14 protein-coding genes are annotated in these 14823 nt (G+C 40.2%); 2 read left to right on the top strand and 12 right to left on the bottom strand.

All coding sequences use genetic code 11. The features are described 5' to 3' along the window. Nucleotides 1-26 precede the first annotated feature (26 nt). The 5 genes from rsmA to IEU90_RS08880 form a co-directional block, all read right to left on the bottom strand. On the bottom strand, nucleotides 27-920 hold the full coding sequence (gene rsmA, locus IEU90_RS08900; RefSeq protein ID WP_153710495.1) for a 16S rRNA (adenine(1518)-N(6)/adenine(1519)-N(6))-dimethyltransferase RsmA: 894 nt from the start codon (nucleotides 918-920) through the stop codon (nucleotides 27-29). After that, nucleotides 913-1479 (bottom strand): ribonuclease M5, encoded by a 567-nt coding sequence (rnmV, locus tag IEU90_RS08895; protein ID WP_153710494.1) that lies wholly within the window; start codon nucleotides 1477-1479, stop codon nucleotides 913-915. Before rnmV ends, rsmA begins: the two co-directional genes overlap by 8 nt. Beyond that, nucleotides 1476-2285: a TatD family hydrolase gene (locus tag IEU90_RS08890; RefSeq protein ID WP_188358044.1), complete on the bottom strand. Its 810-nt coding sequence runs from the start codon at nucleotides 2283-2285 to the stop codon at nucleotides 1476-1478. The genes rnmV and IEU90_RS08890 overlap by 4 nt, the downstream gene beginning before the upstream one ends. Further along, nucleotides 2282-4309, bottom strand: a complete 2028-nt coding sequence (metG, locus tag IEU90_RS08885) for a methionine--tRNA ligase (protein ID WP_153710493.1) — start codon at nucleotides 4307-4309, stop codon at nucleotides 2282-2284. The genes IEU90_RS08890 and metG overlap by 4 nt, the downstream gene beginning before the upstream one ends. A gap of 77 nt (nucleotides 4310-4386) precedes the next feature. Further along, entirely contained in the window at nucleotides 4387-5235 is an 849-nt protein-coding gene (locus IEU90_RS08880; RefSeq protein ID WP_153710492.1) for a DUF72 domain-containing protein, read from the bottom strand. Nucleotides 5236-5501: 266 nt separating this feature from the next. Here IEU90_RS08880 and IEU90_RS11445 point away from each other — a divergent pair, with 266 nt between their 5' ends. Then, nucleotides 5502-5627 (top strand): hypothetical protein, encoded by a 126-nt coding sequence (locus IEU90_RS11445; RefSeq protein WP_268234254.1) that lies wholly within the window; start codon nucleotides 5502-5504, stop codon nucleotides 5625-5627. Nucleotides 5628-5680: 53 nt separating this feature from the next. On the opposite strand, the gene IEU90_RS08875 is transcribed toward IEU90_RS11445, so the two are convergent. The 5 genes from IEU90_RS08875 to trpS all read right to left on the bottom strand — a co-directional run bounded on the left by IEU90_RS08875 (nucleotide 5681) and on the right by trpS (nucleotide 10694). Further along, entirely contained in the window at nucleotides 5681-6379 is a 699-nt protein-coding gene (locus IEU90_RS08875) for an NAD-dependent protein deacylase (protein WP_188358028.1), read from the bottom strand. 5 nt (nucleotides 6380-6384) lie between these two features. Then, nucleotides 6385-7344: an IpaB/EvcA family protein gene (locus tag IEU90_RS08870; protein ID WP_153710490.1), complete on the bottom strand. Its 960-nt coding sequence runs from the start codon at nucleotides 7342-7344 to the stop codon at nucleotides 6385-6387. Next, nucleotides 7337-8599, bottom strand: a complete 1263-nt coding sequence (locus tag IEU90_RS08865) for a hydroxymethylglutaryl-CoA reductase, degradative (RefSeq protein WP_153710489.1) — start codon at nucleotides 8597-8599, stop codon at nucleotides 7337-7339. The genes IEU90_RS08870 and IEU90_RS08865 overlap by 8 nt, the downstream gene beginning before the upstream one ends. Continuing rightward, entirely contained in the window at nucleotides 8592-9539 is a 948-nt protein-coding gene (locus IEU90_RS08860; RefSeq protein ID WP_188358027.1) for a Ppx/GppA family phosphatase, read from the bottom strand. The genes IEU90_RS08865 and IEU90_RS08860 overlap by 8 nt, the downstream gene beginning before the upstream one ends. 132 nt (nucleotides 9540-9671) lie before the next feature. Continuing rightward, the gene (trpS, locus tag IEU90_RS08855; RefSeq protein WP_153710487.1) at nucleotides 9672-10694 is read right to left on the bottom strand and encodes a tryptophan--tRNA ligase; all 1023 of its coding nucleotides are present in this window, start codon (nucleotides 10692-10694) and stop codon (nucleotides 9672-9674) included. Nucleotides 10695-10973: 279 nt separating this feature from the next. Here trpS and IEU90_RS08850 point away from each other — a divergent pair, with 279 nt between their 5' ends. Then, entirely contained in the window at nucleotides 10974-11921 is a 948-nt protein-coding gene (locus IEU90_RS08850) for a DNA-methyltransferase (protein WP_153710486.1), read from the top strand. A gap of 48 nt (nucleotides 11922-11969) precedes the next feature. Here IEU90_RS08850 and ndk read toward each other — a convergent pair whose 3' ends face one another. Then, a complete protein-coding gene (ndk, locus tag IEU90_RS08845; protein ID WP_153710485.1) occupies nucleotides 11970-12413 on the bottom strand; it encodes a nucleoside-diphosphate kinase in 444 nt (147 codons plus the stop codon). A gap of 87 nt (nucleotides 12414-12500) precedes the next feature. After that, nucleotides 12501-14819: an RNA polymerase recycling motor HelD gene (helD, locus tag IEU90_RS08840; RefSeq protein ID WP_188358026.1), complete on the bottom strand. Its 2319-nt coding sequence runs from the start codon at nucleotides 14817-14819 to the stop codon at nucleotides 12501-12503. Nucleotides 14820-14823 lie beyond the last annotated feature (4 nt).

Below are 14823 nucleotides of genomic sequence, written 5' to 3'. Positions count from 1 at the left end.
GCTTTATTTAGGTCAACCATATTTTTCTATAATAAATCCTGTTGGTGAAGGGCGTTAGCAAGAGAAACAAACTGTTCGAGTGTTAGTTTTTCTGGACGAATCTGAGGAGAAATCTCCAGACTATTCAAGACATCCTGCATTTTTTCTTTTACTGCCGGTTCCTTGCCAATTACACTCTGAAGATTATTCCATAAACTTTTGCGACGATGAGCAAAACATCCCCGAATAAAGCCAAATAATTTTTGCTTATCAAAGGGCTGGACAGGAAGCGGCTCGGCCCGTGGTGTTAAAACAACAATCGCTGAGTCAACATTTGGCGACGGAACAAAGACTTTTCGCGAAACATCAAATGCAATTTTAGCCTGCATCTGATATTCGATTGCTAGCGTCAATGCCCCATATTGTTTAGTACCAGGTTTTGCTGTCAACCGTTGAGCTACCTCTTTTTGCATCATTACACAAATCGTGGCCCAGTTAACCGGACTAGCTAGCAGGTTCATTAAAATTGGACTCGTAATATAGTAAGGGAGGTTTGCCACCACTTTAATCGGGCGGGTCGGGTCTTTGAATTCCTGCTTAATTAATTCAGGAAGGTTTGCCTGTAAAACATCTTGATTAATTACCTTTACATTGTCATACGGTGATAGTACTTCTTTTAGGACGGGGATTAAATCCTGGTCAATTTCTAATGCCAAAACCTCTCCAGCCGACTGAGCTAACTGTTCTGTCAACGCCCCAATTCCAGGTCCAATTTCAATTACATTGTCATTAGAAGTAATATCAGCAGCTTCAACAATATTTTTCAAAACATTTAAATCAGTAAGGAAATTCTGGCCGAAGCTTTTTTTTGTGCGCACCCCGTACTTTTCCATTATTGCTCGTGTTCGCGTTCGACTGCCGATTTCTGGTGAATTACTCATGATCTTCCTCCCGATCTATTTGTTGGATTGCTTGTTCAAATGCTGAACGGTCAATTCGGAACATATTCAGCCGATGAACCAGCTGTTTTCCGTTTCCATAACCGATTCCTAACAGCTGCCCCAATTTTTCTCGACGTTTTCGCGAATCAGGCTGCCCGGTTAAGCCAGCCTCTTGAAGATCCTGGTGATTAAAAAGCTGTTGTGGATTTGTTGTTTGCGTATAAAGATGTTCTAATGATGCCTTGATAACTGCTGGTGTTGCGTGTTCGACCCCTAAGCTGCCATGGGCTTCAGTTGGAACACCGTCTTTGCGCTTAATAAAAGCATGTTTAACTCCTGGAATAGCCTGACTGATAATTTTTCTGATCCGCTCTCCATTGAAGTCTGGATCAGTAAAAACAATTAACCCCCGACTATCCTGCAATTTCTTTAATTTCTCAATATCAGCTGTTGATATTGCTGAACCGTTTGTCTCATAAGTGTCAGCTTCAACCGCTTTTAAGATTTGTTTAGTATCATCCTTACCTTCGACAACAATAACTTCTTTTATTCTAATCATAGGCCTCTTTCTTCATTTTCTAAAAATAATTGTCGGGCATTTTCAAAGGTTTTATATGCCACCTTCCCCGCATCAAGCTGCTTTAACTGTGCAATCGCATCCACAGTAAACTTAGTAAAACCCGGTTCATTTTGCTTACCACGGTACGGAAGTGGGGTTAAATAGGGAGCATCCGTTTCAACCATCATTTTCTCTAACGGAACCGCCAAGGCAGCTTCGTGGACTTCTGTCGCATTTTTAAAACTTACTACCCCGCTAAAGGAAATCATCATTCCAAGGTTCATAAATTTCTCTGCCCATTCGGCGGACCCGTTAAAACTATGCATAACGCCGCCAAATTCGTCAACATGAGCATTACGTAGAATTTCATAGGTATCGGCTAACGCATCACGACAATGAATAGAAACCGGTAATTTAAGTTCCCGTGCCCACTCAAGCTGCTCAGCAAAAATTTCTTGTTGGCGCTGATGCGGAGAATGCTCATCGTTATAATAATCTAAGCCGATTTCACCAATACCGACAACCAGCGGATCTAATAACTGCTGCTGCAATTCCTTCTTCGTCTCATCATTCCAGCCAGCAATATCTTCTGGGTGCCAGCCAATGATGGGGTGAAGCTGGGAATACTGATGTCCCAATTTAAGGGCACGGGCATTCAAAACTTTATTTGAACCAACAATATTCATCTCGGTAACCCCGTAGTGAGCTGCCCGATCAATAAAAGCAGGAACATCATCGTAAAATACATCGTCATTTAAATGAGTGTGCGAATCATAAACCTGTTGTTGGTGTTGCTTCTTCACTATTCAACGCCCATTCCCGGTACTAAGTTGTCTGGAACAGTTACCACTTGAACGTTGCCATCCTTTTCAGCAGATAGAAGCATTCCTTGACTTAATTCTCCCCGCATCTTCCGTGGCTTTAAGTTAGCAACGATCAAAACCTTCTTACCAACTAAAACGGAAGGATCCGGATACCACTTAGCGATTCCAGAAAGGATTTGACGGCCCTCTTCTGTTCCATCGTCCATTTGGAATTTAAGAAGCTTATCAGCGCCTTCCACATGACCGGCAGCAGTAATTTGCGCAACCTTCAATTCAACCTTATCAAAGACATCAATGCGAATCTGCTTTTTTCCATCCGTCTTCTCTTCTTGAGCAGTTTCTTGTGCCTTTTCTTTTGCTTCAGCCATTGCTTTTCTTCCCTTCTTCTTTTCGTTTGCAGTCATTTTACTCTTAATAAATTCAACTTCTGATTTTACATCTAACCGTGGGAAAATCGGTGTTCCTTTTGCTACAACCTGGGCTTCTGCTGGGAAATCGTTAAATTGAAGGTCAACTAATGACAAATCAGTACCTTCAATGCCGAGTTGTTGAGCAATTTGGTGCGGTGCATTAGGCATAATTGGCTGAATTAAAGCAGCAATTACACGCAAGCTCTTGGCAAGATGCGTCATTACATCAGATAATGTTTCTTTTTTGCTATCATCTTTTGCCAATACCCATGGTTCAGTTTCATCAATGTACTTATTAGCACGGCTTACTAACTTCCAGATAGCAGCTAATGCTTCCGCAAACCGCGTCTTATCCATTAATTCCTTGTATTCGGCAATTACATCACTAGCAGTTTGTTCTAGATCAGCATCAAAATCAGTAGTTGCCGTATTGTTACCAACTAATCTACCATCTTGATACTTATTAATCATTGCGACAGTCCGATTAAGCAGGTTACCAAGGTCATTGGCAAGATCATAATTTACCTTATCAACAAAATCTTCTGGGCTAAAGACTCCATCATTACCAAATGGCATTGCCCGCAATAAGTAGTAACGAGTTGCATCAAGCCCATAACGGTCAACTAATGTCTCGGGGTAGATAACATTTCCCTTTGACTTGGACATCTTACCATCACGCATCGTTAACCAGCCGTGGCCAATAACATGCTTTGGTAACGGGAGGCCGAGCGCATGAAGCATAATTGGCCAGTAAATCGTGTGGAAACGGACAATCTCCTTACCAACCATATGAACATCAGCAGGCCAGTATTTCTTAAAGAGGCTGTCATCATCGCTTCCATATCCAAGCGCAGTAATATAGTTTGATAATGCATCAATCCATACATACACCACGTGCTTTGGATCGCTTGGAACCTTAACTCCCCAATTAAACGAAGTCCGAGTAACAGCAAGATCTTCAAGTCCCGGCTTGAGGAAGTTATTAATCATCTCGTTCATCCGTGACTGTGGTTCAATAAAGTCTGGATGTTCTTTGTAATAATCCATGAGCCAGTCAGCATACTTGCTCATCTTAAAGAAGTATGATTCTTCTTCTACTAATTGAACTTCATGACCTGACGGAGCTTTACCACCAATTACATTACCGTTATCATCACGATAAACTTCAGCTAATTGGCTTTCTGTAAAGTACTCTTCATCGTCAACCGAATACCAGCCAGTGTACTTGCCCTTGTAAATGTCCCCTTGGTCAAGCAACTGTTGAAAAATCTTTTGAACTGCTTTTTCATGGTAATCATCAGTTGTCCGAATAAACTTGTCATTGGTAATTTCAAGCTTTTTCCATAATTCTTTAATTTGTGCCGCCATTTGGTCAACATATTCTTGCGGCTTCATACCGAGTTTTTCAGCTTTTTGCTCAATTTTAAGCCCGTGTTCATCGGTTCCTGTTAAGTAGAAAACATCATAACCCATCAACCGCTTAAAACGTGCTTCTGCATCACACGCAATTGTGGTATATGAATTACCAATATGCAGCTTACCAGATGGATAGTAAATTGGTGTTGTAATGTAATAAGTTGGTTTTTGTTCAGCCATATGAGGCCCCTCTTTCTAAGATATTACTAATTAAGATTTAACATTTAGTATAGCATTTTATTAGGACTTGCTCCATCCTAAAACAAATCAAGCTGTTCTGGTGATTTTGGTGCTAGTCCTTCAAATTTAACATTCATCATTTTTTGAAGGCTCAGTGCATTCGGTGCAGCATCTTTAGCTGAGTTATTATTAAAGATAATACAGAGTTCTTTGGGTTGCGGCTGTAAGGATTTAATTTGCTGCTCAAAAAAGCCCAGTTCTTCTGAAGAATACCGGTACAGGGTGCGCGTTTTTCGCCACTCTTTCCCCTGATTTTCCCAACCTTTACGATTACGACCGTGAAGCCGTAACATCGCTAAATCAGGATTTGTTGTTGCAAGAACAAATGGTACGGAAGTTGGCGTATTATGCGGTTCATCTGCTGCTACTAAGGTAAATTTAAGCTCCTGACAAAAGTCCAAAACAGAAGGCAAAATTTCCTTTTTATACCAGGTCTGATTACGGAATTCAACCGCAATTGGTAAGTTCCCCAGCCATTCCCGAATTAATCGCAAATATGAAAAGTCACGGACCGTCGCATCAAAGTACGGCGGAAATTGAAATAAAATTGTCTTTAACTGACCGGTCGCTACTAAAGGCGCAATTGTTCGCCGATATTGTTGAAATACCTGTTCCAATTCACCACGTTCTTGGTTACGCTGGTGTAATGTCATCTTTTGATTAGCTTTAATTATAAATTGAAAATGCGGCGGAACAGTGGCCAGCCAATTTTGAATTGTTGATACTTGAGGCAAAGCATAGAAAAAAGTATCAACTTCAACAACCGGAAAGTATTGAGCATATTCATCAAGTCTTACAGGACGCTGTTCATTATGAATGAGCACCGGGTGTTCAGTCCAAGTCGTCATCCCCATCGTTATTTCCATTGCTATTCCTCTTTTCAAAACTAAGAAATATTCATTGAATTACTTAGCAAATTCTTATACATTCAAAAATAAATTTATATACATTTTCGAGCGGTCGGAATCCTAATTTTATCACTTTTATTCATTTTCGCTCTAAAGCACGAACGGATTATGCAATATTTACCACTTTCAAAATGAAAGCGTTTCTCATACTTGTTAAATTTCCTAGGAAAAGGACCTAAAACATGATATCTTACAGTTGAACAGTATGAAAGGAGCGATCAAAAATGCTACTAAAGAATAAAGGTATTCGTCACATTTTTTATCAAGAAAAGGATGCTACTAAAAAGAAGGAAGCATGTTTAGTAGCACTCCCATTCAAAGTTGATGGGAAGGTCGTCTTCTTTGAATAATTCAGCAAAAAGAAGCTGTTAATTGTCACAACAGACAATAGCAGCTTCTCTTTTTATACTTTTAATTCTTTAAAGAATTTAGTTGCATCAGCTTGGACCATCTGAAATTCAAACGGGAACTGTAATAATTGCTGGTTAATCGCAATTACTTTTGCCTCCGAATTACGGTAGTCAAGCAAACCTGCAAATGGGTAGACTTTCATTGAAGTTCCCACAATCACCACTAAATCAGCCTGCTGCATTGCATTAACGGAATTAATAATATTTTCTTGTTTTATTCCTTCATCGTATAGGACAACATCTGGACGTAATGGACCATTATCCTTTTGATGCAAGCGGCTCTTTAAATACTCACTAATTGGAACCGTCTCATGACATTTTTCGCAATAAACATGGAATAAATTACCATGAAAGTCGATCAGGTGTTTAGTTCCTGCTTCTTCATATAGATTATCAATATTTTGAGTAATAACAACTGCACGGTCTTGCTGGGTTAATGCTGCTTGTTTTTGATGAATTATATTTGGCTTTGCATCAGGAAAATATAAGTTCTTTTTACAAAATTCATAGAAGCCGTCTGGATCACTAACAAAGTAACGATGACTTAAATAATATTCAGCATTTCGATTCTGAGTATATAAACCATTCGCAGAACGAAAGTCAGGAATCCCAGAAGCCGTTGAAACACCTGCTCCTGTTAAGAAAACTATCTTTTTTGCATCATCAAATGTTTTCTGAATTGCTGCATCCATCTAACTCACTTCCTTACAATATACGGAACACTATTTTGTTCAAGAAACTCCTTTACAGGCTGATCATATATTTTCTTAAATTCTTCCGGGGCATTATTAGCAGGTGTCGGAAGAGTAAATGAATTTTGACCATCACTACGACGGAGACCGACATAAGCCCGCTTATCAGTTCCCCGTTCTTTCATATCGGAATGATAGATTTCAAAGACCTGCCGCATTTCCAACCGAAGCTGTCTTTCACTCAGAACAGGAGACAGCGTCGTATATTCATTGTTATGCAAGGCTGGCAGACCCCAATCCTGCATTTGTTGGTCAAATAGTGAATAGATTTTAATGATTGATCGGCGCATATCAAAGGGCGATTTAATTGGCTTGTTAGTAATCTCCGCATAAATTTTCTTTGCAGCAGCAAGGGCAAGCGGATATTTTTCTTCTAAAACTTTTTCGTATTTTGATAAATTATCACCATAGAAGACAAGCGCATCTAACAGTGTTAATAATCGTAACGTTCGTTCATCGTCCTCTTCTTTTTCTGGGGTCAGCGTATGCTCGATTCCTTTCAGATATTCTTCTTCAATCTGATCGTTAATAAAGCCATGCTTACGCTGTTCAGCAACAACTACCCGGTGCATTGCCACGTTGTATAAGTCGGTTGACATAATCATCATTTGTTCATCGAGTTCTTTGTCTCCCAATGACAATTGGAAGAAAATTTGCGGGAACCCTTTTAGGAGCATCAATAAATGAAGAAGTTCATGGGATGCCGTGTAGTTCGGCGCTGTAAGGTCAGTCACAATAATAACTAATGCTCCTGGAATAGTTTGTTGGGTAGCTTGATCATGACGAACATAACCAGATTTATCACCGTGGAACTGAACAAAAACGCTGCCTTCAGGATAAAGGCTGTTAACTTGGTCTAGAAGCGCTTGATTTTCCTTATTTAATTTAATTGTCTCTTCAGTCATTGCTTCGATCCTTTCTAATTGTTGCGAGTACTTGTTTAGCAAGGGCTTGGTCGACATGAGAATGTTGCTTTAACGTTGCAACGACCACGGGGACCTCAGCTGGAGTTGCTCCTACGCTAACTGCCAACGATCGATATTGCAACTTCATATGCCCATCTTGAATTCCAGTAGTAGTTAGTGCCCGTAAAGCTGCCAAATTTTGAGCGAGACCTACACTAGCAGTTACCGCCGCTAATTCTTCGGCACTCTTAATTTGGCTAATACGGTAATTTATTTTGGTCATTTTATTTAATCCGATTGAGCCGCCAACTACTCCCACTGGTAACGGCAAAGTAATCTTTCCGACTAAATAATTACCTTCAACCTGCCACGTGCTTAATCCGCGATATTGACCATCACGAGCTGCATAGGCATGGACACCGCTTTCAATTGCTCGCCAATCATTACCGCTTGCAATCATTACTGCATCAATACCATTCATAATGCCCTTATTATGGGTTGCGGCACGATAAGGATCAGCCTGTGCAAGATCGCTTAAACGAGCAATACGTTTAGCAACCGTTTTACCATCTATTTGCGTCGTTGATAAATATCTGAAATCAATCTTACAAGTAGCAGTTTGAAGACTTTGTGTCGCCAGATTGCTTAAGATCGCTGTTATAACATGAAACCCTTGAGCCGTTAACCACTTGCCGACTGCTTCAGACATTGTATTAACACTATTAGCGCCCATTGCCTGACAAACATTAATTCCTAAGTCAACGCTAATGAAGTTACCGGGAGTCCGGACCGTCATTGTTTCAGCACCGCCACCACGCGCTTGCATCGATGGGTGGGCCTCATTAGCAATTTTTAGAATTATATCTTGGTGAGCAAGCAGCCATGTTTTAGCAGCCATTACATCATCAATCTCGTCTAAAACAACTTGACCAACTAATCGTCGTGCCTGCTTAGGAGCTATAAAGCCCCCTGACTTGCTGACACGTTGAGCACCATTGCTTGCCGCAGCAATTACGGACGGTTCTTCAATAACCATCGGGACAGTATATTGCTGGTCGTTTACCGTTATATTTAACGCTACTCCCTCTGGCAAAGAATAATCCGTAATATAGTTTTCAACTAGCTCATCCCCTAGGTCAGAACTTGTATTTGCTAATACTTCTTTTTCAACTGGTGAGAGCTGACGTACCTGTGCCAAGCGTTGCCGACGTTCATCCGCCGTAAGCTTATAAAATCCATGTTGCCAATTATTCATGGTGTCGCTTCCTTTGATTAACATACTCCGTAATGATTCCCTCGCGGACGCCGCTTTCAGAAAATATAACTCGTCCATCGCTATTTCGCTGGAGTAAGGTTACAAGCGGAAGCATCCCACCGATAATTATATCTGCTCTTTCAGGTTCTAATCCCGCCATGCGTTTTCGCTGAGCAAGATTACGATTCAATAATTCACGATAAGTAGCAAATACCACTCGGGAAGAAAGCTGGTAGCCATGGATAGAACCGTTTCGATGATGGCGATGGCGATGGTGATAGGACTGAGTCATCCGTGCTAAAGTCCGATTAGCCCCGCCTAATAAAACAATCGGTACCCGTGTCGCATATCTTAACCATGGAATCTTAGTTAATCGCTCATTCATCGCAACCTGGGCACGGAAAAGGTCAGCAGCACGGACATAACCATTTAACCGATATTGTTCGGACAAATTAACAGCACCTACTGGGATTGAGATCAAGTTGCGCGCTTTACGTTGTTGAACTAATACCAACTCGCAACTCGCTCCACCAACATCTAAAATTAAACAGTGGTTAAGCCGCAATGTCCTAATAACACCCAAGTAGTCATAATATGCTTCTTTTTTCCCTGATAAGACTTGTAAATGAATTCCGACTTCACGTTGAACCCGCTTCAAAAATTCCTGTCGGTTACGTGCCTGCCGTACTGCTGCAGTTGTAATAGCTCGCACTTTAATATTGGGAATCTCTTGGTAGATTTTCTTAAATCGTTTTAGAGCCGCAATTGTTCGCTCAATTGCGTTTTCTTGTAACATTTTTTCTCGTCCCATTCCCTCAGATAAACGAGTATTCTCTTTTACTCGTCGAATCTCACGAAACCGCCCATCAGGAGTGATTTCTGTAATTGCCATTCGGGCCGAGTTTGAGCCGAGGTCTACAATCGCGAGGTTTTCCACCATTTTCACCTCCGCTTTAATTAATTATTTTTCGGATAAATACATCTCTTTTATGTTACCATGTTCTGCTATGTGAGACACGAAAAAAAACGGGGCCATGAAAAAAACTCCACAACCTCGTTTAATAATTTGATCTTATCCAAAATAATTAATGCCAATTGCATCGCGAACTTCTTTAAGCGTTTGGTTAGCAACTTCATTAGCGCGGGCAGATCCTTCTTCGAGAACCTGATCAACATAATCAATATTAGCAGCATATTCTTCCCGCCGTTTACGAATTGGTGCCAATTCAGCTTCCAGCACTTCATTTAAGTACCGCTTAATCTTAACATCACCAAGTCCGCCCGCTTGATATTGTTCTTTTAATTTTGCTACTTGTTCTTTATCAGGGTCAAAAATATCAAGATAAGTAAATACCGTGTTCCCCTCAACGTGTCCTGGATCACTAACTTTAATGTGGGTCGGATCGGTGTACATAGACATTACTTTCTTTTGGACCGTGTCAGCATCATCAGAAAGATAAATTGCGTTGCCAAGCGACTTACTCATCTTAGCATTGCCATCTAATCCAGGAATCCGTCCCTGTCCTTTTGGCGGAAATACTCCTTCCGGCTCAACTAAAATATCTCGCTGATAAATTCGATTAAATGTCCGAACGATTTCACGAGTTTGTTCAAGCATTGGCTCCTGATCATCACCAACAGGAACTGTATCCGCCTTAAATGCTGTAATATCAGCTGCTTGACTGACTGGATAAATGAGGAATCCAGCAGGAACACTTTCCCCAAACTTTTTTTGCTTAATTTCAGTTTTAACAGTAGGATTACGCCGCAGACGGGCCACTGTTACTAGATTAAGGTAATGCATTGTTAATTCGCTTAATGCTGGAATTTGTGATTGCACTAGGATCGTTGATTTATGAGGATCAATCCCAACAGCTAAATAATCAAGTGCAACTTCATGCAAACTCCGACGAATTTTTTCTGGATCCCGTGCATTATCTGTTAAAGCCTGCTGGTCAGCAATCATAATATAAGTGTTATATTTGCCCGTATTCTGTAATTCAACCCGGTTTTTTAGCGAACCAACATAGTGTCCGATATGAAGCTTACCTGTTGGACGATCACCAGTTAGAATAACATGTTTTTCTTCTGCCATTTTAATTCCTCCTAAAAATAAGGCGTCCTATCTTAGTAACTAATTACTAAAATAGGACGCTTTGCGCGCGGTGCCACCTAAATTGCAAATAACATTTGCCGCTCTTTATCTATTTTGTTGTAACCATTTCACACTTTGGAGACCTTTACACCAACCGTCTCTCGCTAAAACTCATGTTACTTAATATCTATAATTTTAATCCAATCACCCCTAAAAAGGCAAGACAATCCCGAATATGACAAGTATAATAATATTAAACGTCGAACGGGAGTGGTTAGTATGCGCTCAAAAAGAAACAAAACAATTGATTTTTCACTAAAGGAAGCTTCACCGGAATTGCTCAACCAAATTCTACAGCCTAATAATTCTGACCTACATGCAGTCCAAGATAAAATTATTAATGGCGATTCCTTTAAGGTGATGAATAATTTGGCACTACAGCAAGTTGACCTTGCCTTAATTGACCCTCCCTACAACCTTAATAAGCAATATGACGGTTTAAACTTTAAGAAAATGTCTACAAGTCAGTACCAAGCATATACCCAGAAGTGGATTGATCTTTTAAAACCATTATTAAAAAGCAATGCTAGTATCTATGTCTTTTCTGATTGGGCAACTAGTATCGCCCTTGCACCCGTATTAGAACAAAATTTCACCATTCAAAACCGCATTACCTGGCAACGCGAAAAAGGACGCGGTTCACAAAAAAACTGGAAAAACGGGATGGAAGATATTTGGTTCTTAACTGTCAATGCTAATAACTACACTTTTAATGTTAATCAAGTTAAACAGCGCCGCCAAGTAGTCGCACCATATCGGCAGGATGGCATGGCTAAAGACTGGCAATCAACTAAAAATGGCAATTTTCGTGATACAATGCCTTCTAATTTCTGGGATGATATTTCAATTCCTTATTGGTCAATGCCCGAAAATACTGGTCATCCAACACAAAAACCCGAAAAACTTCTTGCTAAGATTATCCTTGCTAGTTCTAATCCAAATGACTTTATCTTTGACCCCTTTGCTGGTTCTGGTTCAAGTCTCGTAACCGCCGCTAAGCTTAATCGTCATTATCTAGGGATTGAACAAAGCATGTTATATTGCGTATGGGGACAGTATCGGCTTAATCAGGTAAAAGACAATCAAACTATCCAAGGCTATACTGATGGTGTTTTTTGGGAACGAAACACCTTAGCTGCTCAACGAAAATTTCAAAGACATAAATGATAAGAGGCTGAGAAAAAATTTTTCTCAGCCTCTTATCATTTTTTATTATTACTGCTTATCTTTAATATCAAATTCTGGGAACCAAATCCCAATTTCACGGGTAGCACTATCGACATTATCTGAAGTATGGATAATATTTCTCAAGTTGCCATCTGGCCATTCACGACCATAATCACCACGAATAGTACCCCATTCAGCTTCACCAGGATTAGTAGCCCCTGCCATATTATGAATAGCCTGAATTACATTAGTACCAGAAACAACGATTCCAACAATCGGGCCTTCTGTCATGTATTCGAGAAGTTCTGGGAAGAATGGCTTGTCAACTTTATCAAAATAATGCTGACGGAGCTTTTCTTCTGATGGTTCAATCATTTTAAGGGCCTCAATGTTATACCCCTTACGTTCAATTCGGGTAATAACATCTCCAATATGGCGGGTCTTTACCCCATCAGGCTTTACTAGTACAAGTGTGTATTCGTCTTTAACCATGGCGAAGCATCTCCTTTTCTATATCTACAGTCCTTAGATTATCATAAGTCAGCTATTCTTGAAAGCGTTTTTAGTCAATAAACAGGTTTAATTTTTATTTGGCAATTGGTACTCAATTGTAAGCAGCCGTCCTGCCTTTTCAGTTATTGCATCGCTAACCGGCCCATTGCTCAGGAGAACTAGTTCGTGCATTGCGCGAGATGCCATCGTATAAATCATACCGACCTCATCCGTATTAGCCAAGTTTTTAGCAGAAACGTCTGCTGCCAAAACTGCATCAAATTCAAGGCCCTTAGCTAAATAAATTGGTAAGATAAGGATCCCCTTGGGTAATTCAGTGTCGTCAGTATTTAGCAAGTGCAGGTCCTCAATTTTTTGCCGATGTAAAAATTGATAAACCGCAGTCGCTTGTTCTTGGTTTTTAGTTAAGATTGCTACTGTTTCATATTCACTAGCAAGTTTGCGTGTTTCATCCAGCAAGCTTTGTTGGCTTTCTTCGTCAGAATAGCGAACTAATAACCGCGGCTTCTTTCCGTGTCGTGTAAACGAAATTATTTTATCGCCATCTGGTAACAGGGACTTTGCAAAGTCAGTAATCTCAGTCGTTGAACGGTAGCTGCGTCGTAATGCAATTAAGTTAGGTCGTTTAGCTTTTAGTACGCCGCTAAGTTTATTTAACAACTCTTCCGGTAACTGCAACGGTTTAAACAGCGCCTGTTCACTGTCGCCAAGTACGGTAAATTTAGCCTGTGGAAATGCATGTTTCAGGTAGATTAACACTGCTGCGGAATAATCCTGCATCTCATCAATGAATACATACTGGAAAGAACGATTCTGACCTGAACCAGAAATCAAATCACGGAGATACATCAACGGGGCTGCGTGCATCAGTTCCAAACGATGGTATTCGATTTCGTCTTGGAAGGTAAGAATCATCGTCGCCCATTCACGCTGACTGATAGTCTCAGGTACTTCAACAGTATGTAAAAATTTATTGTACTGATTATAGAAATCAAGGAAATAATTATTATAAACAGCATCGGCAATAACACGTAAGCGACGTTTAGCCAGTCGGCGTGTCAAGTAAGCATACTGCTCATCTTCGTTTTTAAAATCATCAATTGATTTCTTTCCATACAAATTATGCAATTGTTGCAGGTCAAGCGAATCTAATTCTTTAGCTACCCAATCTTTTTTAGCTTCATCTTTAACGCGCCGTTGCAATTCACGAATTAGCTTATTTTTTAGTTGGACTAACTTATCAGCTGAAGGCATTGTTTTTGGCAATTCCTTATAAAGTTCTTTAATGTGCTCTGCAGAAAAGAATACTTGGCCATTAAAATGAATATCAGCAAACTGCAAGTCATCAATTGTCATTTTTTCAACATAATGTGCGATTGCTTGCATAAAGGATTCGCTCTCAATAAAATCAGCAACAACATGAGACGTATTATCAGGTTTTTGCCGTTCTTCATACCGCTCAAATAACGTTTCAACTTGCAACCCTTCAAAGCGGCGCCTAATAAATCCTTCTAACGTCACTTGTCGCATGTTTCGTTCCCCAAGGCTTGGTAAAACTTCAGATATATAGTGACTAAATAAGTTATTCGGACTAAAAAGGACAATTTGATCCGCGTTCAATTCTGTTCGGCTATGATAAAGCAAATATGCAATTCTTTGCAGGATCGCTGATGTTTTTCCTGAACCGGCTACTCCTTGTACAAGCAGAAGATCACTACGCGTATCACGAATAATGTCGTTTTGTTCTTTCTGGATTGTTGCAACAATATTATGCATGTACTGGTCGTTTTGTTTACCGAGCGCTGCTTGCAACACCTCATCGCCAACCGTTTCATTAGTATCAAACATGTTAGTAATTCTTCCGTCTTTAATAGTGAATTGTCGCTTCTTTTTTAGTTCAGTCGTTTGCGTCCCCGCTGGCGTCTCATAATTCACCTTACCAAGCGTTCCATTGTAGTAAACACCTGAAATAGGGGCCCGCCAATCATAAATTAAGAATTCAGTTTTATCATCGTTCATCAGTGACGAGGTCCCAATATACAAAGTCTCACTCTGCTTTTCTCCAGGATCTTGAATATCAATTCGTCCAAAATATGGTGAGCCTTTCAAGTTCTTTAAAGTCCTTAATTGATGTTTTAGAATTGACTCACTTTCCGCTGCCCGTGAAACCAATTGTCGCTGCTGTTCAATCATTGACCGCGATTCGGCAATATCATCAACTTCATAACGGTTAATGGACGCATTTTCGCTATAGTTACGTTCAACTGCTCGTGTTTCACGATGAGCATCTTCAACCGCTTTAGTAGTCGCAGCAACTTGTTGATCGATTTGTTTTTCAACATTGTCAACTCGTGCCTGCTCCATTTCTCGCTCATGATTTTCCATCAAA

The sequence above is a fragment of the Limosilactobacillus caviae genome (assembly GCF_014635905.1).
Lineage (GTDB): Bacteria > Bacillota > Bacilli > Lactobacillales > Lactobacillaceae > Limosilactobacillus > Limosilactobacillus caviae.
Note: the sequence above shows the minus strand (reverse complement) of the source record. Positions and strands in the feature narration are given on the sequence as shown.